Source organism: Pantoea sp. Taur (assembly GCF_009830025.1).
GTDB classification, from domain to species: domain Bacteria; phylum Pseudomonadota; class Gammaproteobacteria; order Enterobacterales; family Enterobacteriaceae; genus Pantoea; species Pantoea communis.
Genome location: NZ_SZZZ01000012.1, coordinates 92,119 through 110,107, shown reverse-complemented (window position 1 = coordinate 110,107; position 17,989 = coordinate 92,119). Strand labels below are relative to the sequence as shown.

Genomic DNA, 17,989 nt, shown 5'->3' with positions numbered 1-17,989 from the left:
CTGAATGCAGTTTGATCCACCGCTAAAACCCGCTCGTCTTATCGCGCGCTATAAGCGCTTTCTTGCCGATGTCGTGACACCAGAGGGGGAGACGCTGACCATTCACTGCGCCAATACCGGCGCGATGACCGGCTGCGCCACGCCGGGGGATACCGTGTTGTATTCCACGTCAGACAGCACCACGCGCAAGTATCCGCATAGCTGGGAACTGACCGAGACACAACAAGGCCACTGGATCTGTGTGAACACCCTCAGAGCCAATCAACTGGTACGTGAAGCCTTAACCCTTGACGCCATTCCAGAATTGTCCGCTTACAGCCACTGCCAACCTGAAGTGAAATACGGTACGGAAAAAAGCCGAATTGACTTCCTGCTGCAAGCGGAGGGCAGATCAAACTGCTATATTGAAGTCAAGTCCGTCACCCTTTTACAGCAGGGTAAAGGCTTTTTTCCGGATGCGGTGACGGCTCGAGGACAGAAGCATCTGCGCGAACTCAGTGCTATCGCGGCAGAGGGTCATCGAGCTGTTTTGTTGTTCGCCGTTCTGCATACGGGGATTGAGGACGTCTCCCCGGCGCGCCATATCGACGCACACTACGCAGAACTACTGGGACAGGCTCAACGCTGTGGAGTGGAAGTGTTGGCGTATCAGGCTCAGATTTCACCTGCTCAAATGTTACTCACTCAGCCCGTCGCCGTGACGATTAACGCAGAGTTGTAATATTTATAGCAATTTGCTGTGATAGGAATGTTCTGGGCGGTGCGCTAAATACGCTGTTCCTCACAGGCTTGTCAAGGTGCGAATATGAATAATTGCCAACCTTGACTGCTTCTGCTATTTATAGCGGCCTGTTTTTTCCCTGATGGGAATCGATATACCCCTTAATAATTCGCGTTGCAGGCAGTCGGTGGTCAATTTAGCCAATGCACATGCAACCTGAAGTATGACGGGAAGGGCGTGTTATCCAGGAGAAACAACATGCAAGAAGGGCAAAACCGTAAAACATCGTCCCTGAGTATCCTCGCCATCGCTGGTGTGGAGCCGTATCAGGTGAAACCGGGCGAAGAGTATATGAACGACGCCCAACTGAGCCATTTCCGCAAGATTCTGGAAGCCTGGCGCAACCAACTTCGGGATGAAGTAGACCGCACTGTGTCGCATATGCAGGACGAAGCTGCGAACTTCCCGGATCCGGTAGACCGTGCCGCACAGGAAGAAGAGTTCAGCCTGGAATTACGTAACCGCGATCGTGAGCGTAAACTGATCAAAAAGATCGAAAAAACGCTGAAGAAAGTGGATGACGACGATTTCGGCTACTGTGATTCTTGTGGTGTAGAAATTGGTATTCGTCGCCTTGAAGCGCGTCCGACCGCCGATCTCTGCATCGACTGCAAAACGCTGGCTGAAATCCGCGAGAAGCAGATGGCAGGCTAATGGCCGTGAGCAGAATGTCGCCGCACTGCCGGGAAAACCACTGTTTTCCCGACGTGCGGTGCACCTCAAAATGAACTCTTTAACCTCTTCCTGCGTCGGGCGTTTCGCTCCCTCTCCTTCTGGTGATCTGCATTTTGGTTCGCTGATAGCCGCCTTAGGTAGCTACCTGAGCGCGCGTGCGCAACAAGGCCGCTGGCTGGTGCGTATTGAAGATATCGATCCGCCGCGAGAAGTGGCTGGCGCAGCGACACGCATCCTGAAACAGCTGGAGCATTATGGCCTGCAGTGGGATGGCGACGTGTTGTGGCAGTCGCATCGTCATGATGCCTACCGGGAAGCGCTGAGCTGGCTGCAACAGCACCGTCAAAGCTACTTTTGTACCTGCACGCGCAGCCGTATTCAGCAGCTTGGGGGGTTCTACGACGGTCACTGTCGGGAATTACATCTCCCTGCAGAGAACGCCGCGCTGCGCCTGCGTCAGCATGCGCCGGTTTATGGCTTTGACGATCGCCTGCGCGGTCATTTAGCGGCCGAGCGCTCGCTGGCGGAAGAAGATTTTATTATCCATCGCCGGGATGGTTTATTTGCTTACAACCTGGCGGTGGTAGTAGATGACCATTTTCAGGGTGTGACGGAAATCGTACGCGGGGCAGATTTGATTGAACCCACGGTGCGTCAAATCGCGCTCTACCAGCAGTTCGGCTGGCCGGTGCCTGCGTATCTGCACCTGCCGCTGGCCATCAATGACGATGGCAATAAGCTCTCTAAACAGAATCATGCGCCCGCTCTACCTGATGGGGATGCGCGCCCATTGCTGATATGCGCGTTGCACTTGCTGGGGCAATCGGTTTTGGAGAGTTGGCAAGATGCCACAGTGGAGCAACTGCTCGATAACGCGGTGGCACAGTGGAGTATCCAACTGATCCCACAACAGAACGCGCGAATCACGGATGAGGCGACATCGCCATTCCTAAATGGTTCGCAACAGGCTATGATTAGCCGCTGATTTATTAACACCCTTTTATCACTGTCGAGGTGTCCCATTTTTACCCGAGTCGCAAATTTTTGCCGGAGAGTCCTCAAGCGTGACGAGGAGGCGCCTGAAGAGGTGGAAACTGAAAGTCTGATGACCGTCATTCCCCGTGAAAGCCATAACATCTCACGCAAAGATATCAGCGAAAACGCCCTTAAAGTGCTGTATCGCCTGAATAAAGCCGGTTTCGAAGCTTACCTGGTAGGCGGCGGCGTGCGCGATTTGCTGCTGGGTAAGAAGCCAAAAGACTTTGATATCACCACCAACGCCACGCCTGAGCAGATGCGCAAATTGTTCCGCAACTGCCGCCTCGTCGGTCGTCGTTTCCGTCTGGCACATGTGATGTTCGGTCCTGAAGTGATCGAAGTCGCGACTTTCCGTGGCCATCACCAGGAAGAAGCTGAAGACGATCGCAACAACTCCCAGCGCGGCCAGAACGGCATGCTGCTGCGTGATAACATTTTTGGCAGCATCGAAGATGATGCCCAGCGCCGCGATCTCACCATCAACAGCCTGTATTACAGCGTGGCGGATTTCTCCGTACGTGATTACGTCGGCGGTTTGCAGGATCTGGAAGACGGCGTGATCCGTTTGATTGGCGATCCGGAAACCCGTTATCGCGAAGATCCGGTACGTATGCTGCGCGTGGTACGTTTTGCCGCCAAACTGGAGATGCGCATTGCCGCGGAAACTGCCGAGCCGATTCCACGCCTGGCCACGCTGCTGAATGACATTCCGCCTGCGCGTCTGTTTGAAGAATCCCTTAAATTGCTGCAAGCCGGTTACGGATTCCGTACCTATCAGATGATGCGTGAGTACCATCTGTTCCAGCCGCTGTTCCCTACCCTGACGCGTGGCTTCACCGCCGAAAGCGACAGTCTAATGGAGAAAATGCTGGCTCAGGTGCTGAAGAACACCGACAACCGCATTCAGAACGATATGCGCGTCAATCCGGCCTTCCTGTTTGCCGCGATGTTCTGGTATCCGCAGCTGGAATCGGCCCAACGCATTGCGCAGGAAAGCGGACTGACCTATTACGACGCCTTTGCGCTGTCGATGAACGAAACGCTGGATGAAGCCTGCCGTGCGCTGGCGATTCCTAAGCGTATCACCACCCTGATTCGCGATATCTGGCAGCTGCAGTTGCGCATGTCACGTCGTCATGGCAAACGCGCATGGAAGCTGATGGAACATCCAAAATTCCGTGCTGCATATGATCTGCTGGCGCTGCGAGCCGATGTGGAAAACAACCGCGAACTGCAAAGCCTGACCCATTGGTGGGGCGAGTTCCAGGCTGCGGCGCCGGTCGAGCAGAAAACCATGATGAACACGCTGGGCGATGATCCGGTGGCACCGCGTCGCAAACCGCGTCGTCCGCGCCGTCGTCCAACCGGCCCGCGCCGCGATACCAATAGCGCATCATGATTCGTGTTTACCTCGCCTTAGGCAGTAATCTGGCCGACCCGCTGCATCAGATTGATGCAGCGCTGGCCGCGATTGATGCGATACCGCACACCTCGCGCGTCGCCACCTCTTCACTGTACCGCACGCCACCGTACGGCCCGCCAGACCAGCCTGATTACCTGAATGCGGTGGTCGCGCTGGACACCACGCTGGAAGCTGAAGCGCTGCTCGATCATACGCAACGTATCGAGCTGGAGCATGGGCGTGTGCGCAAAGCGGAGCGCTGGGGACCGCGCACCCTCGATATCGACATCATGCTGTTTGGTCAGCAGACGATTCACACCCCACGTCTCACCGTGCCACACTACGACATGCACAACCGTGCGTTTATGCTGGTACCGCTGCTGGAAATCGCGCCTGGCCTGCGCTTGCCCAACGGTCAGCCACTGACCGGCATCCTCGCCACGCTGGATCGCAGCACCATCCGCTTGTGGTCTGAGTAGGCGGCAATAATCGCACTACGGTCGTATCGCCTTTTCAATCAATCCAGTACACTGCGCGCATCAGAAAACTCTGGAGTGTGCGATGAAACCGACAACCATCTCCCATTTACGCCAGCTCAAAGCCAGTGGCCGCAAATTTGCCACCCTGACGGCCTACGACTTTAGCTTTGCCCGCCTGTTTGCCGATGAAGGCATTCAGGTGATGCTGATTGGCGACTCCCTTGGCATGACCGTGCAAGGTCATGAATCCACATTACCTGTCACCGTGGCGGATATCGCTTATCACACCGCGGCCGTGCGCCGTGGTGCGCCTAATGCGCTGGTGATGGCCGACCTGCCGTTTATGAGTTACGCCACACCGCAGCAAACCTTTGATAATGCCGCCCAACTGATGCGCGCCGGAGCCAACATGGTGAAGCTCGAAGGCGGCGCATGGCTGGCAGACACCGTGCGTATGCTCACCGAGCGCGCCGTGCCGGTGTGTGGTCATCTTGGGCTGACGCCGCAGTCAGTGAACATCTTTGGTGGCTACAAGGTACAAGGCCGCGATGAAGCGGGTGCAGAGCGTCTGCTGGCCGATGCACTGGCGCTGGAAGCCGCAGGAGCACAATTGATGGTGCTGGAGTGTGTGCCGGTGGCGCTGGCAGAGCGTATCACCAAAGCGTTGAGCATTCCGGTCATCGGTATTGGTGCGGGTAACGTCACCGATGGACAGATTCTGGTGATGCACGATGCCTTTGGCATTACCGGCGGTCATATTCCTAAATTTGCCAAAAATTTCCTCGCGGAAACCGGCGACATTCGCGCGGCAATTCGCCAGTATATTGCCGACGTTGAGGCGGGCATCTACCCTGCCGCCGAACACAGTTTCCAGTAAATCAGGAGATTTGTAGTGCTGATTATTGAATCGCTGCCGATGCTGCGACGAGAAATTCGTCGCTGGCGGCAGGAAGGCAAACGTATCGCGCTGGTGCCCACCATGGGCAACCTGCATGACGGCCACCTGACGTTGGTGGATGAAGCGCGCGAGCGGGCCGATATCGTGGTGGTCTCGATCTTCGTCAACCCGATGCAGTTTGAACGCGCCGATGACCTGGCGCGTTATCCCCGCACCTTGCAGGACGATTGCGAGAAGCTCAATCGTCACAGTGTTGATTTGGTGTTTGCCCCTGCGCCAGCGGATGTGTATCCCAAAGGGCTGGATAGCCAGACCTTCGTTGAAGTTCCGGGGTTATCATCACTGCTGGAAGGTGCCAGCCGCCCTGGTCACTTCCGCGGTGTTTCCACCATCGTGAGTAAACTGTTTAATCTGGTGCAGCCCGATATTGCCTGTTTTGGTGAGAAAGATTTCCAGCAGTTAGCCATTATTCGCAAGATGGTGGCCGACATGGGCTTCGATATCGAGATTGTCGGCGTGCCAACCGTACGCGCGCAAGATGGTTTGGCGTTGAGCTCACGTAACGGTTATCTCACCAGCGAAGAGCGCGCGATCGCTGCGGGTCTGAGCCAGGTGATGAACAGCATGGCCGAGCGTCTGAACAACGGCGAACGCCATGTTGAAGAGATTATCGAAACGGCCGAGGCCGCATTGCGTGAGAAAGGCTTCCGCCCTGATGGCCTGGCCATTTGCGATGCCGACAATTTGCAGCCGCTGACGGTGGATAGCCAGCGCGCCGTGATTCTGATGGCCGCCTGGTTGGGGAATGCGCGCCTGATCGATAATCAGCAAGTGGATCTGACGGAGTAACCTCCGTCGTTTAATCGCAGCTTAATAAGGTTATCCCGTTATGATTCGTACCGTACTTCAGGGCAAACTGCACCGCGTGAAAGTCACGCAGGCAGATTTGCACTACGAAGGCTCCTGCGCCATCGACCAGGATTTTCTTGATGCATCCGGCATTCTGCAATACGAAGCCATCGACATTTATAACGTCACCAACGGTCAGCGTTTCTCCACCTACGCGATTGCCGCTGAGCGTGGCTCGAAGATCATCTCCGTCAATGGTGCCGCCGCCCGTTGTGCCTGTGAAGGTGACATCATGATCATCTGCTCTTATGTGCAGGTGGAAGATGAAGTCGCCCGTAGCTGGCAGCCCAAAGTCGCTTATTTCGAAGGCGACAACGAGATGAAACGCATCGCTAAAGCGTTGCCGGTTCAGGTGGCTTGATACAACGAGGGCGGCCATTCGGCCGCCCCCGTAAAACTTAAGTCCGCAATCCGCGACCGCGCTGAATCAACGCATACACCAGTACGTAAAACACCACGATAAAGGCAATCAGCACTGACAGGGTAAACACCAGCGGCACATCATTGATGCCGAGGAAACCGTAGCGGAATCCACTGATCATATATACCACCGGGTTCAGTTTCGACACCGCCTGCCAGAACGGCGGCAGCAGCGTCAGCGAATAGAACACCCCCCCCAAATAGGTTAACGGTGTCAGCACGAAGGTGGGGATCAAGCTGATATCGTCAAAGGTACGCGCAAACACCGCATTCAGCAGGCCAGCCAGCGAGAACAGAATCGCAGTCAGCAGCAGCGTCAGGGCCACCATTGACCACGAGTGCACGTGGAACGGCACAAAGAACAGCGAAATCGCCGTCACCAGAATACCGACACATACACCGCGCGCCACGCCGCCGCCAACATAACCGGCGATGATAATGTGCGTGGGCACCGGCGCCACCAGCAGCTCTTCAATGTTGCGCTGGAATTTGGCGCTGAAGAATGAAGAGGCCACGTTGGCGTAAGCGTTGGTAATCACCGCCATCATGATCAGACCCGGCACGATGAACTGCATATAGCTGAAGCCATGCATATCGCCGATGCGTGAACCAATCAGATTACCGAAGATGATGAAATAGAGCGTCATGGTGATCACCGGTGGCACCAGCGTCTGAATCCAGATGCGGGCAAAACGGTTGATCTCCTTGGCCCAGATGCTCTTGAGCGCCACCCAGTATAAATGTGTCATGCTTTCACTCCTTTACCCTGGGTCAGGCTGACGAACAGCTCTTCAAGGCGGTTCGCTTTGTTACGCATACTCAGCACCTGCACGCCCTGCGCACTCAGCTGGCTGAACACGCTGTTGAGCCCCTGCTCACGCATCACTTCCACTTCCAGCGTAGAGGTATCCACCAGGCGATACTGGAAGCCTTCCAACTGCGGCAGCGGACTACGCGGCGCCAGATCGAGGATGAAGGTTTCCGATTGCAGCTTCGACAGCAGGCCTTTCATCGAGGTGTTTTCCACCAGCTCACCGCTCTGAATAATGCCGATATTGCGGCACAGCATTTCTGCTTCTTCCAGGTAGTGCGTGGTGAGAATAATGGTGGTGCCTTTGATGTTGAGATCTTTCAGGAAGGTCCACATTGAACGACGCAGTTCGATATCGACACCTGCAGTGGGTTCATCCAGAATCAGCAGTTTTGGCTCGTGCATCAGCGCACGTGCGATCATCAAACGGCGTTTCATCCCGCCCGACAGCATGCGTGCACGCTCGTTGCGTTTGCCCCACAGATCGAGTTGGTTAAGGTATTTTTCCGCGCGCTTGTTAGCTTCAGCCCGCTCCACGCCGTAGTAACCCGCCTGATTGACCACAATCTGCATCACGGTTTCAAACGGGTTAAAGTTGAACTCCTGCGGAACCAGACCCAGCTGGCGTTTCGCATTGACCACGTCTTTTTCCAGGTCATAGCCAAACACCCGCACGCTGCCGCCGGATTTATTCACCAGCGAACTGATGATGCCGATAGTGGTCGATTTACCCGCGCCGTTTGGCCCGAGCAGTGCGTAAAAATCGCCTGCCTCAACGTTGAGATCAAGCTTCTTCAGCGCCTGAACGCCGCCGGGATAGGTTTTGGTGAGCCCGGAAAGTTCCAGTGCATAAGTCATTGCGAATCCATACCCTGTTGTAGTGACATCAAAGCCCTATGAAATGATAGTGCGCTCACGCCGAGCATGCGGGGTTATTCAGAGATAACGAGTGAAAAATCAAAGATGAAGCGCTGAGCGATAACCCGCGACACTTTACCACTCTGCATGCGGTAGGGGAACGCAAGCGCAGCCCGTCAGTCATTGACTCGCGGGCTGCGCATCTTATCGCAGGCTGGCGGGATTAGCCTTGGAAGATTGTGCGGTTATTCACCGGTCGGGATAACTTTGCCAATATACGGCAGATGACGATAGCGCTGCGCGTAGTCGATACCAAAGCCGACCACGAACTCGTCAGGAATGGTGAAACCAACGTATTCCACGGTCACTTCCACTTCGCGACGCTCTGGTTTATCCAGCAGCGTGCAGATGGCCAGTGACTTTGGCTCGCGCAGGCGCAGGATCTCGCGCACTTTGCTCAGCGTGTTGCCAGAATCGATGATGTCTTCCACGATCAGCACGTCTTTGCCGCGAATGTCTTCATCCAGATCTTTCAGGATTTTCACGTCGCGGGTCGATGACATACCACTGCCGTAGCTGGAGGCGGTCATAAAGTCGACTTCATGCGGGACATCGATGGCACGGCAGAGATCGGCCATAAACATAAAGGAGCCACGCAGCAGACCCACCAACACCATTTCGCTGCCGCTGCTACGGTAGTGTTCGCTAATCTGCTTGCCCAGTTCGGCAATACGGGTTGCAATCTCCTGCTCAGAGATCATCACGTCGACGGTGTGTTTCATTGCATTCGCCTGGTTAAGGTTTTCAGAAAGCCACGAAGTCTATCATAGTCGAACCAACCTCTAACGCCGCGCACAGAACGCAAACGATACCGTGGCAAAATTTATTGCGCTGGCCTTAACTACAGAAAACCCACCCGCACTCTCACCGGTATTCTCTGGAGATCCTATGGCCGCTTCATCCAGTAAAAAAACACAGATTGGCACCCACGATCTGCATCCGGAAACGCAGATGCTTAATTACGGTTACGATCCGCGGCTATCGGAGGGCGCAGTCAAACCTCCTGTATTCCTGACTTCGACCTTTGTGTTCAACAGCGCCGAAGAGGGACGGGACTTTTTTGATTTCGTTGCCGGACGTAAGCAGCCGCCGGAGGGCAAGAGCGGTGGGCTGGTATACTCACGCTTTAACCATCCCAATAGCGAGATTGTGGAAGATCGGTTGGCCATCTATGAACAGGCAGAAAGTGCCGCGCTGTTCTCCTCCGGAATGTCGGCCATTGCCACCACGCTGCTGGCGTTTGCGCGGCCAGGTGAAGTGATTTTGCATTCGCAGCCGCTGTACGGCGGCACTGAAACGCTGCTGAGTAAAACGCTGCACGATTTAGAGATCAAAGCGGTGGGATTCAGCGATGGCACCGACGAGGACAAGGTGTATGAAGCGGCCAAGCTCGCGTGGCAGCGCGGTCGTGTGGCGCTGATTCTGATTGAGACGCCGGCCAACCCGACCAACAGCCTGGTGGATATTCAGCTGATGAAGCAGGTAGCAGATGTCATCACCCAGCAGCAAGGTTCGCGCCCGATTCTCGCCTGCGATAACACCTTGCTCGGCCCGCTGTTTCAACGTCCTTTGCAGCACGGTGCCGACTTGTCGCTCTACTCGCTCACCAAATATGTCGGCGGCCATTCGGATCTGATTGCCGGTGCGGTGCTGGGCAGCAAAGCGCTGGTGAGCAAGGTGCGATCGCTGCGCAGCGCCATCGGCACCCAACTTGATCCGCACTCCAGCTGGATGATTGGACGATCGCTGGAAACGCTGTCGTTGAGGATGGAGAAAGCCGCCAGCAATGCAGAAAAAGTCGCTGCGTTCTTACGCGATAACCCGCAGGTGGAAAAACTGCACTGGCTGCCCTATCTCGATGCGGACAGCTCTGCGGGTGAAACCTTCCAGCGACAATGCAGCGGCGCAGGTTCCACGTTCTCTTTTGATATCAAAGGTGGCCAGCCGGCAGCGTTTCGTTTTCTCAATGCCCTTGCGTTGTTTAAATTGGCCGTGAGCCTGGGCGGTACCGAATCACTCGCCAGCCATCCGGGCAGCACCACCCATTCCGGTGTGCCGCAGGAAGTACGCCAGCGTATTGGCATTACCGATGCCACGGTACGTTTGTCGATTGGTATCGAACATGCTGATGATTTGATTGAGGATATCCGGCTGGCACTGGAAGCGGCTCAGGCCTAATCACTTGCCTGGCACGCTCAGTGCGTGAAGGGCGGCGTTGACCAGGCATCGAGCAGCTGGATAAGGCTGCCCGATGTCCACGCTCGTGTGCTGCCGTAAACCAGGCCACTTGTGCCCTGCCCCTGTAACAGGAAATCAGGCCATTGGCGCCCTGACACTGCTGCTGAGCAGTAAATGTCCCGTTTATGCCCGGGCATTGCTAAACAACCCGCAGCGAAGACGTTTAGGCTTCGCTGCGGTGTGGCAGTCACTTAGCCGACGGTGAAGCCCAGCATCATGCCGGTATCTTCATGCTCCAGCAGATGACAATGCGCCATGTAGGCGTTATCGGCATTGGCAACGTAGTTAAAGCGCACCAGCACCTCACTGCGCCAGCCGTTGACGCTGACCATGTCTTTCCAGCCTGCACGATGCGGCGCTGGCGGCTTGCCGTTTTCTGACAGGATGCGGAACTGGGTGCCATGAATGTGGAACGGATGCAGCATGGCATCGCCCTCACCGGAAATGGTCCATTTTTCCACTTTGCCGAGTTCGGCGTTAAACATCGGCTTGGTCATGTTAAACGCCTGGCCGTTGATTTTATTACCGTTGTGGAAATCGTAAGCCGCTGTTTTTGCGTGATCCATCGGTATACTGCCATGGTCCATCGTCATGGCACCGCCGCTCATGTCCATGTTGCCATGATCCATCTGCATGGTCCCCCCCTTCGAGTCCATGTTGCCATGATCCATTTTCATCCCAGCCATGGCTTGATGACCGTAACGATCCATCAGCGCCTGCATGCCTTGTTGATCCAGTTGCGGATCCATCATCAGTTGTAGCCAGCGGCTTTGCACGCCTTCCACTGATGGCAGCGGCGGCAGATCCACCAGCTTATCCGGCATAGAACCACTTGCCATCACGCGCAGTGGCAGAATTTGCACCAGCGGCAAGGGTTGATCAAAGGGTGCCAGCGTCATGCCCATCTGCGTCACCGGCAGCGTCACCATGTCGAAGGTTTTGCCGTCTGAAGTATCAATCATCACTTCGAACCGCTCGCCAGGCAGCAGCGGCAGGCTATCCACTTTTACCGGCTCGGCCAGCAAACCGCCATCGCTGGCAATCACGTACATTGGGCGCTTATCACTGGTGGCGATATCCAGCGAACGGGCATTGCAGCCGTTCAACAGACGCAAGCGCAGCCAGCCGCGTGGCACCGCTTGCTGCGGATACTGCACGCCGTTGGTTAACATCATGTCACCAAACCAGCCCACCGCCGCGCGCATGATGTCGAGTTGGTAATCGATTTTTGCGCCGTCTTTGGTCAGCTGTTTATCCTGAAAAATCAGCGGCACGTCATCTTCGCCCCACTGCATCGGCAGACGCAATTTACCGGAATCTTCGTCCTCTAACAGCACCAGTCCCGCCAGACCCTGCGCCACCTGATAGCCGGTTTTGCCATGCTGATGCGGATGGAACCAACAGGTGGCAGCCGGTTGATCGGGCGTAAAGGTCACCTGACGTGAGGCTCCGGGCGCAATCAGTGCTTGCGGTCCACCATCAACATCGCCAGGAATTTCCAGACCGTGCCAGTGCAATGTCGTTGCTTCCGCCAACCGATTATGAATATTCACCGTAACGGCTTTCTCGCGCGGCAACCGCAGCGCCGGGCCGAGCAGACTGCCGTTATAGCCCCACGTCGGGACGGATTTGCCGTTCCATTGGCTGGTGCCACTCATCGCGGTGAGCGTGTACGCTCCGCGTGCATCGGGCTGCAAAATAGAGGGGATCGGTAACAGCGGGCGCGTCGCCGCCATTAACGAACGGCTCCACAAAGGCAGCGCACCTGCCGCGCTGAGTGCGGCGGTCAACTTTAGAAAATGACGACGTTGCATATTCTTATCCTTGTCGTGAATAAGGGCACAGCGTAAACCTTTACCCTGCGGGAGGGTCAAGCCCCTTAACAGAATGCGCCGATAAAAACCGTGGGAATGCCCCATTTGGGCAAATTTAGCGGAATCCCTGCAATAACTGTGCTAACGTCAATAAATTGTCCCTTGTTGAGAATGATTATGACGAAAAGCATCAAGATCCTGCTGCTGGCGGGACTCCTTGGCTTCTCCTCCACCAGTTTTGCCCTGAGCGAATCCGAAGCTGAAGATCTGGCCGATCTGACCGCGGTGTTTGTTTACCTGAAGAACGATTGTGGCTATCAGGATCTGCCCGATGCGCAAATTCGCAAAGCGCTGGTGTTTTTTGCCCAGCAGAACCGCTGGGATCTGAGCAATTACAGCAACTACAACATGAAGTCGCTCGGCGAAGAGAGTTACAAAGATTTGAGCGGTATCGCCATTACCAATGACAAGAAGTGTAAGTCGCTGGCGCGTGACTCGCTGAGTCTGCTCGCTTACGTCAAATAGCCCGCCATCCCGCTCTGCTGCTGAAGATTTGACCGTGCAACCACGGTCATATTTCGCTATGCTTTTTCCCCTAATTTCATGGCGATGACATTCGAGGAGAGCCCCATCATGGCCCAGAATGAAATGTGGTATGAGACGCTTCATGCCGGATTTGGACAGTATTTCACGGTAGATAAACTGCTATATCGCGACAAAACGGCGCATCAGGATCTGGTGATCTTTGAAAATGCCGCCTTTGGTCGTGTCATGGCGCTGGACGGTGTGGTGCAAACCACCGAGCGCGATGAGTTCATCTACCACGAAATGATGACCCACGTGCCAATCCTGGCGCACGGCAAGGCGAAACGCGTGCTGATCATTGGCGGTGGCGATGGCGCCATGCTGCGCGAGGTCTCACGTCACCAAACGATTGAACAGATCACTATGGTTGAGATCGATGCCGGCGTGGTAAGTTTTTGCAAGACGTATCTGCCCAATCACAGCGCCGGTGCCTACGACGATCCACGGCTGAATCTGGTGATTGATGATGGTGTGAATTTCGTCACCCAGACGCAAGAGAAGTTCGACGTCATTATTTCTGATTGCACCGATCCCATCGGTCCCGGTGAAAGTCTGTTTACCTCTGAATTCTATGCCGGCTGTAAACAGGCGCTAAATCCCGGCGGAATCTTTGTGGCACAGAACGGCGTCTGTTTCCTGCAGCAGGACGAAGCGATCAACAGCCATCGTAAACTTGGCCATTACTTCTCCGACGTCAGCTTTTATCAGGCGGCGATCCCCACCTATTACGGCGGCATTATGACGTTTGCCTGGGCAAGCGACAACGAGACGCTACGCCAGTGGGATGCAGTCACCCTGCAATCACGCTTTGACGACGCGGGCCTACGCTGCCGCTACTACAATCCCGCGATTCATGTCGGTAGCTTTGCCTTACCGCAATATCTGCTAAATGCCTTGTCGTGTGAGGAGTGACGAAATTGCAAAAGCTGAAACTACACGGCTTCAATAATCTGACGAAGAGCCTGAGTTTTTGTATTTACGATATTTGCTACGCCAACAGCGAAGCGGAGCGTGATGGCTACATCGCCTATATTGATGAGCAGTATAATGCGAATCGCCTCACCGAAATCCTGACGGAGACCTGCTCAATCATTGGTGCCAACGTGCTGAACATCGCGCGACAGGATTATGAACCGCAAGGTGCCAGCGTCACGATTCTCGTCAGCGAAGAGCCGATCAATCCGCAGGATATCGACAAATCTGAGCATCCAGGTCCGCTGCCCAATTCGGTGGTGGCGCATCTGGATAAGAGCCATATTTGCGTGCACACCTATCCAGAAAGCCATCCTGAGGGGGGATTGTGCACCTTCCGCGCTGATATCGAAGTCTCCACCTGCGGGGTGATTTCGCCGCTTAAGGCACTGAATTACCTGATTCACCAACTGGAATCGGACATCGTTACCATTGATTATCGCGTGCGTGGTTTTACCCGCGATGTGAATGGCTTAAAGCACTTTATCGATCACGAGATCAATTCGATTCAGAACTTTATGTCCGAGGATATGAAGTCGATGTACGACATGGTGGATGTGAACGTCTATCAGGAAAATATCTTTCACACCAAGATGTTACTGAAGGAATTTGACCTGAAATACTACCTGTTCAATACCAGGCCTGAAGAACTCAACCCGCAGGAGCACAAGCGCATCACCAATCTGCTGTGGAAAGAGATGCGTGAAATCTACTACGGCCGCAATATTCCGGCGACGGGATTGAAGCTATCGTAGTGGGCTGCGATTAACGGGTGCGCATCAATGGGCACCCTACGCAAGCAGGTGTCGGTGCAGGGCTAGCATTGGGTTAACCCTGTTGCTGAAGGGTCGCCTTTGATGGCGACCTTGTTATATCAGGCTGTCAGCTGCAAACCAATGCCACGCTCACGCAACGCGCGACAAACTGCGTCGTCGAGACGCGCATCCGTCACCACATCGGTCAAACTATCAATCGGTGCGGCGCAGTATAGCGACCAGGAACCGTACTTACTGCTGTCAGCCAGCAGGATGCGGCGGCGCGCATTCGCCAGCAGATCCATCTTCAGACCGGCTTTATCTTCCGTCGGCGTCGTAATCCCGCGTTCGATACTCCACGAGTTACAGCTAACGAACGCGATATCCGGATTAATGCTGCGCAGCAGGCGTCGGCCATGCTCTCCAATACAAGACTGACTGGAGTCATCAATACGGCCACCAATAATGGTGGTTTCAATCTGCTTGAATTCAGACAGGAACAGCGCGATATGCAGGTCGGCGGTGATCACTCGCAGTTGCAGATGCGTGAGCTGGCGCGCCAGTTCCAGCATGGTGGTACCGGCATCCAGCACCACGGAGTCGCCCGACTGCACATAACTGGCGGCAAACTGCGCGATGGCCTGCTTCTCTGCCAGATTACGCTGCATCTTTTCCAGCGTGGTCGGCTGCGCAGGAATAAAACGATTAAGCGTCACTCCGCCATGGCTGCGGCTAATGACGCCTTCCTTGTCGAGCTTGATCAGATCGCGGCGGATCGTCGCCGGTGAAGCCGAGATCGCACTCACCAGCTGTTCTACAGTGACCAGATTATGACTTTTCAGGTAGTCCATAATCTGGTCGAGACGGCTTTGTCCCTTCATATTTCCCTATGCTAGCTGCATCGCGAGTTTAATGGAGATCGCCATGCTCGCAGAGTTCGCTTTACCTGTCCAGGCGATATCAAACGCCGTACCGTGGTCCGCGGAAGTACGGATAAACGGCAGGCCTGCGGTGATATTGACGCCATCATAAAAGCCTAACAATTTCAGTGGGATGTGTCCCTGATCGTGATACATCGCCACCACCATATCGTACTGACCTTGCTGGCACTGCAGGAACACGGTATCCGGCGGGCACGGGCCATAAACATCAATGCCCTGCTCTTTCATCACTTTGATTGCCGGTGCTACGGTGGTGATCTCTTCGTCACCAAACAGGCCATTTTCGCCCGCATGCGGATTCACCCCAGCTACGGCAATGCGCGGCTTGTCGAAACCGACGCGGCGCAGGAAGGTATCCGCCATGCCAATTACCGTCTGGATGCGATCGCCATTCAGGGTATCCAGGAACTTACGCAGCGCGATATGCGTCGTGACGTGGATCACCTTCAGATGATCGGTGTACAGCACCATGGCGTAGTTTTTGGTGTTAGTCAGTTGCGCCAGCAGTTCGGTGTGTCCCGGATAAATGTGCCCTGCTGAGTGCAGCGCTTCTTTATTGAGTGGAGCGGTGGCAATCGCGTGCACTTCCCCGGCCAGTGCCAGTTCGGTGGCGCGTTTCACACAGCGCCAGGCCAAATCACCGGCTTCTTTCTGCACCACACCCGGTTTTAACGCCTCTGGATTGGCCAGCGGTTCATCAATCACGTTGATGATGCCCGGTGCGAAATGCGCATCTTTGACGTTATCCAGTACGCGTAATTCAGCCTGCGGCGTAATGTTCAATCCCATCACCCGACGCAGCGTGCTGGCACAGCCGACCACCACCGCCGGGATTCCCGCCAGGTCGCCTTCCGCTAACGCTTTAATGATGATCTCCGGGCTGATGCCCGCCGGATCGCCCATGGTCACCGCAATAATTTTATTCACTCGACTTCTCCTCAATGAAACGGATGGCTTCTATCAGGGTGTTTTCGTCACCAAAGCCACCCGCTTTGGTCATCACCGGCAGGTGTAATTCGCTATTTAGCAGAACCCCGTGCGGCACACAGCCCGCCACCAGGCCCTGAATCTGAAAACCACTGGCGCCGAGCGCTTGTGCGACGGCAATTGCCACGTCGCCGCCCGAAAGATACAACCCGGCAGGCAAGGCCTGGCGGCAAACGTTGTGGGTCAATTGGGCGAGGAAGTGGCAGATGCGTTCTCCCAGATCCTGGCGTGACACCTGATGTTGCTGACACAGCTGTTCAATCTCATGGCGTTGCTCTGCATGCTGTGTGGTGCGCACCACGCAATGTGCGCCGTCGCGTAAAGCCTGTTGCATCGCCTGCTGCCACTCGACAGCCTGCGGCCACGCGGGCTGAGCAAACAACTGACGGATATCAATATCGATAATGCGAATGTCACGTTGGGTCGCGAGGCGGGCGATTTGCTGCTGCGCGATGGCGCTCATCGAACCCACCACGGCCAGCACCGGCCTGGCCGGACGCGTCGCCAGATATTCGCCCAATGCATCACCTAATCCGGAAGCGCCTGCGAGTAAGGGTCGTGCGGGTAAACTCGCCGCCGCCGCCACAATCAGCGCAATATCAGCATCCTGCTCGGCATCCAGCACCACTAAGCCCTGCCTACTGGCAAGCACCTGTGCCAGCTTGCCACTGCGCACCGTCGCCAGGTCCAGAGTTTCACCGGTCAAATCGCTTTGCATGTGCAGGCGGGTTAACACATGGCTACTGGTCACCGGGGTTTTCGGGTCGCTGGCAAATTCGGTGTCCGTCAGACGCTGCTGGTTGATCCAGACTTCACCTTCACGCGTGGTACGGCCCAGTTTCGGCACAGCGGGCACCACCAGCGCTAAGGTTTTTCCGCTGGCGTGCAATGCGGCCTCAATCTCTGCGCCCGGATTGCCGCGCAGCGTGGAATCAATCTTTTTAAACAGCCAGCCATCCTGGGCAATCGCCTGATGCTGCTGTAATGCTAGCGTTGTACGATGCGCTGCTTCTGCTGCGCTGACTGCACGGCTGTCGGTGCTGATGACCAGCACATCGGCGCTGTTAGCATCGTGTGGCGTGCGGCTATCAAACAGCACATGCACCTTTGCGCCTGCTCGCGCCAGTCCGCTACCGGCGTCGTTGGCACCGGTAAAATCATCCGCGATCACTAAGACGGGTGTTTTCCATGGCTGTGAAGTCATTCTCTTTCCTCTGCCGGCAGTTCGCCGTGTTGAGATTGATTATATTCAATCATGATTGATTATATGTGAGCAAGATCAAATTATTTGAAATCAATTTGTCCTATAAATTTAGGCACTGTAGTGACAGAACCCGCACTGAATGAGCAAAGTTAATCATTTAGT

The 17,989-nt window shown here is 55.2% G+C and carries 19 protein-coding genes; 12 read left to right on the top strand and 7 right to left on the bottom strand.

All coding sequences use genetic code 11. The features are described from left to right. Window positions 1–4 precede the first annotated feature (4 nt). The 8 genes from sfsA to panD all read left to right on the top strand — a co-directional run bounded on the left by sfsA (window position 5) and on the right by panD (window position 6,543). Entirely contained in the window at window positions 5–721 is a 717-nt protein-coding gene (gene sfsA, locus FD744_RS16685; RefSeq protein ID WP_160868771.1) for a DNA/RNA nuclease SfsA, read from the top strand. Between the two features lie 258 nt (window positions 722–979). After that, window positions 980–1,435 (top strand): RNA polymerase-binding protein DksA, encoded by a 456-nt coding sequence (gene dksA / locus FD744_RS16680; RefSeq protein ID WP_034829547.1) that lies wholly within the window; start codon window positions 980–982, stop codon window positions 1,433–1,435. 70 nt (window positions 1,436–1,505) lie between these two features. Next, on the top strand, window positions 1,506–2,441 hold the full coding sequence (gene gluQRS / locus FD744_RS16675; RefSeq protein ID WP_160868770.1) for a tRNA glutamyl-Q(34) synthetase GluQRS: 936 nt from the start codon (window positions 1,506–1,508) through the stop codon (window positions 2,439–2,441). Between the two features lie 36 nt (window positions 2,442–2,477). Beyond that, on the top strand, window positions 2,478–3,893 hold the full coding sequence (gene pcnB / locus FD744_RS16670) for a polynucleotide adenylyltransferase PcnB (RefSeq protein ID WP_205625007.1): 1,416 nt from the start codon (window positions 2,478–2,480) through the stop codon (window positions 3,891–3,893). Next, window positions 3,890–4,375 carry a 2-amino-4-hydroxy-6-hydroxymethyldihydropteridine diphosphokinase gene (folK, locus tag FD744_RS16665; RefSeq protein WP_160868769.1) on the top strand — a complete coding sequence of 162 codons (486 nt, stop codon included), beginning with the start codon at window positions 3,890–3,892 and terminating at the stop codon, window positions 4,373–4,375. Before pcnB ends, folK begins: the two co-directional genes overlap by 4 nt. An 82-nt stretch (window positions 4,376–4,457) precedes the next feature. Continuing rightward, the gene (gene panB, locus FD744_RS16660) at window positions 4,458–5,252 is read left to right on the top strand and encodes a 3-methyl-2-oxobutanoate hydroxymethyltransferase (protein ID WP_160868768.1); all 795 of its coding nucleotides are present in this window, start codon (window positions 4,458–4,460) and stop codon (window positions 5,250–5,252) included. Between the two features lie 15 nt (window positions 5,253–5,267). Next, window positions 5,268–6,122 carry a pantoate--beta-alanine ligase gene (gene panC, locus FD744_RS16655; RefSeq protein ID WP_038648994.1) on the top strand — a complete coding sequence of 285 codons (855 nt, stop codon included), beginning with the start codon at window positions 5,268–5,270 and terminating at the stop codon, window positions 6,120–6,122. 40 nt (window positions 6,123–6,162) lie between these two features. Then, complete coding sequence (panD, locus tag FD744_RS16650) at window positions 6,163–6,543, top strand: aspartate 1-decarboxylase (RefSeq protein WP_034829560.1); 381 nt, start codon at window positions 6,163–6,165, stop codon at window positions 6,541–6,543. A gap of 37 nt (window positions 6,544–6,580) precedes the next feature. On the opposite strand, the gene FD744_RS16645 is transcribed toward panD, so the two are convergent. The 3 genes from FD744_RS16645 to hpt form a co-directional block, all read right to left on the bottom strand. Continuing rightward, a complete protein-coding gene (locus FD744_RS16645; RefSeq protein ID WP_034829563.1) occupies window positions 6,581–7,351 on the bottom strand; it encodes an ABC transporter permease in 771 nt (256 codons plus the stop codon). Continuing rightward, entirely contained in the window at window positions 7,348–8,271 is a 924-nt protein-coding gene (locus FD744_RS16640) for an ABC transporter ATP-binding protein (protein WP_034829565.1), read from the bottom strand. Before FD744_RS16640 ends, FD744_RS16645 begins: the two co-directional genes overlap by 4 nt. A gap of 245 nt (window positions 8,272–8,516) precedes the next feature. Continuing rightward, window positions 8,517–9,053 carry a hypoxanthine phosphoribosyltransferase gene (gene hpt, locus FD744_RS16635; RefSeq protein ID WP_039331277.1) on the bottom strand — a complete coding sequence of 179 codons (537 nt, stop codon included), beginning with the start codon at window positions 9,051–9,053 and terminating at the stop codon, window positions 8,517–8,519. 166 nt (window positions 9,054–9,219) lie between these two features. Here hpt and FD744_RS16630 point away from each other — a divergent pair, with 166 nt between their 5' ends. Beyond that, a complete protein-coding gene (locus FD744_RS16630; RefSeq protein ID WP_160868767.1) occupies window positions 9,220–10,509 on the top strand; it encodes a cystathionine gamma-synthase family protein in 1,290 nt (429 codons plus the stop codon). A gap of 251 nt (window positions 10,510–10,760) precedes the next feature. Here FD744_RS16630 and cueO read toward each other — a convergent pair whose 3' ends face one another. After that, window positions 10,761–12,383, bottom strand: a complete 1,623-nt coding sequence (gene cueO / locus FD744_RS16625) for a multicopper oxidase CueO (RefSeq protein ID WP_160868766.1) — start codon at window positions 12,381–12,383, stop codon at window positions 10,761–10,763. Between the two features lie 177 nt (window positions 12,384–12,560). Between cueO and FD744_RS16620 the strand changes: the two genes are divergently transcribed. From FD744_RS16620 to speD, 3 genes are all read left to right on the top strand, one after another. Next, a complete protein-coding gene (locus FD744_RS16620; RefSeq protein WP_007888732.1) occupies window positions 12,561–12,908 on the top strand; it encodes a YacC family pilotin-like protein in 348 nt (115 codons plus the stop codon). A 108-nt stretch (window positions 12,909–13,016) separates the two neighbouring features. Then, window positions 13,017–13,880: a polyamine aminopropyltransferase gene (speE, locus tag FD744_RS16615; protein WP_160868765.1), complete on the top strand. Its 864-nt coding sequence runs from the start codon at window positions 13,017–13,019 to the stop codon at window positions 13,878–13,880. A 5-nt stretch (window positions 13,881–13,885) separates the two neighbouring features. Continuing rightward, complete coding sequence (gene speD, locus FD744_RS16610) at window positions 13,886–14,695, top strand: adenosylmethionine decarboxylase (RefSeq protein WP_097118365.1); 810 nt, start codon at window positions 13,886–13,888, stop codon at window positions 14,693–14,695. 119 nt (window positions 14,696–14,814) lie between these two features. Here speD and FD744_RS16605 read toward each other — a convergent pair whose 3' ends face one another. From FD744_RS16605 to FD744_RS16595, 3 genes are read right to left on the bottom strand one after another with little or no spacing between them, the layout of a single operon-like run. Next, the gene (locus tag FD744_RS16605; protein WP_034829581.1) at window positions 14,815–15,576 is read right to left on the bottom strand and encodes a DeoR/GlpR family DNA-binding transcription regulator; all 762 of its coding nucleotides are present in this window, start codon (window positions 15,574–15,576) and stop codon (window positions 14,815–14,817) included. Between the two features lie 6 nt (window positions 15,577–15,582). Then, on the bottom strand, window positions 15,583–16,563 hold the full coding sequence (locus FD744_RS16600) for a D-threonate 4-phosphate dehydrogenase (RefSeq protein ID WP_034829583.1): 981 nt from the start codon (window positions 16,561–16,563) through the stop codon (window positions 15,583–15,585). Beyond that, window positions 16,556–17,827 carry a four-carbon acid sugar kinase family protein gene (locus FD744_RS16595; protein ID WP_160868764.1) on the bottom strand — a complete coding sequence of 424 codons (1,272 nt, stop codon included), beginning with the start codon at window positions 17,825–17,827 and terminating at the stop codon, window positions 16,556–16,558. Before FD744_RS16595 ends, FD744_RS16600 begins: the two co-directional genes overlap by 8 nt. Window positions 17,828–17,989: the final 162 nt, after the last annotated feature.

Excerpts from the sequence above, each read along its gene's own strand:
- sfsA (WP_160868771.1), top strand. The coding sequence starts at position 5 with ATGCAGTTTGATCCACCGCTAAAACCCGCTCGTCTTATCGCGCGCTAT.
- dksA (WP_034829547.1), top strand. The coding sequence starts at position 980 with ATGCAAGAAGGGCAAAACCGTAAAACATCGTCCCTGAGTATCCTCGCC.
- gluQRS (WP_160868770.1), top strand. The coding sequence starts at position 1,506 with ATGAACTCTTTAACCTCTTCCTGCGTCGGGCGTTTCGCTCCCTCTCCT.
- folK (WP_160868769.1), top strand. The coding sequence starts at position 3,890 with ATGATTCGTGTTTACCTCGCCTTAGGCAGTAATCTGGCCGACCCGCTG.
- panB (WP_160868768.1), top strand. The coding sequence starts at position 4,458 with ATGAAACCGACAACCATCTCCCATTTACGCCAGCTCAAAGCCAGTGGC.
- panD (WP_034829560.1), top strand. The coding sequence starts at position 6,163 with ATGATTCGTACCGTACTTCAGGGCAAACTGCACCGCGTGAAAGTCACG.
- FD744_RS16645 (WP_034829563.1), bottom strand. The coding sequence starts at position 7,351 with ATGACACATTTATACTGGGTGGCGCTCAAGAGCATCTGGGCCAAGGAG.
- FD744_RS16640 (WP_034829565.1), bottom strand. The coding sequence starts at position 8,271 with ATGACTTATGCACTGGAACTTTCCGGGCTCACCAAAACCTATCCCGGC.
- hpt (WP_039331277.1), bottom strand. The coding sequence starts at position 9,053 with ATGAAACACACCGTCGACGTGATGATCTCTGAGCAGGAGATTGCAACC.
- FD744_RS16630 (WP_160868767.1), top strand. The coding sequence starts at position 9,220 with ATGGCCGCTTCATCCAGTAAAAAAACACAGATTGGCACCCACGATCTG.
- cueO (WP_160868766.1), bottom strand. The coding sequence starts at position 12,383 with ATGCAACGTCGTCATTTTCTAAAGTTGACCGCCGCACTCAGCGCGGCA.
- FD744_RS16620 (WP_007888732.1), top strand. The coding sequence starts at position 12,561 with ATGACGAAAAGCATCAAGATCCTGCTGCTGGCGGGACTCCTTGGCTTC.
- speE (WP_160868765.1), top strand. The coding sequence starts at position 13,017 with ATGGCCCAGAATGAAATGTGGTATGAGACGCTTCATGCCGGATTTGGA.
- FD744_RS16605 (WP_034829581.1), bottom strand. The coding sequence starts at position 15,576 with ATGAAGGGACAAAGCCGTCTCGACCAGATTATGGACTACCTGAAAAGT.
- FD744_RS16595 (WP_160868764.1), bottom strand. The coding sequence starts at position 17,827 with ATGACTTCACAGCCATGGAAAACACCCGTCTTAGTGATCGCGGATGAT.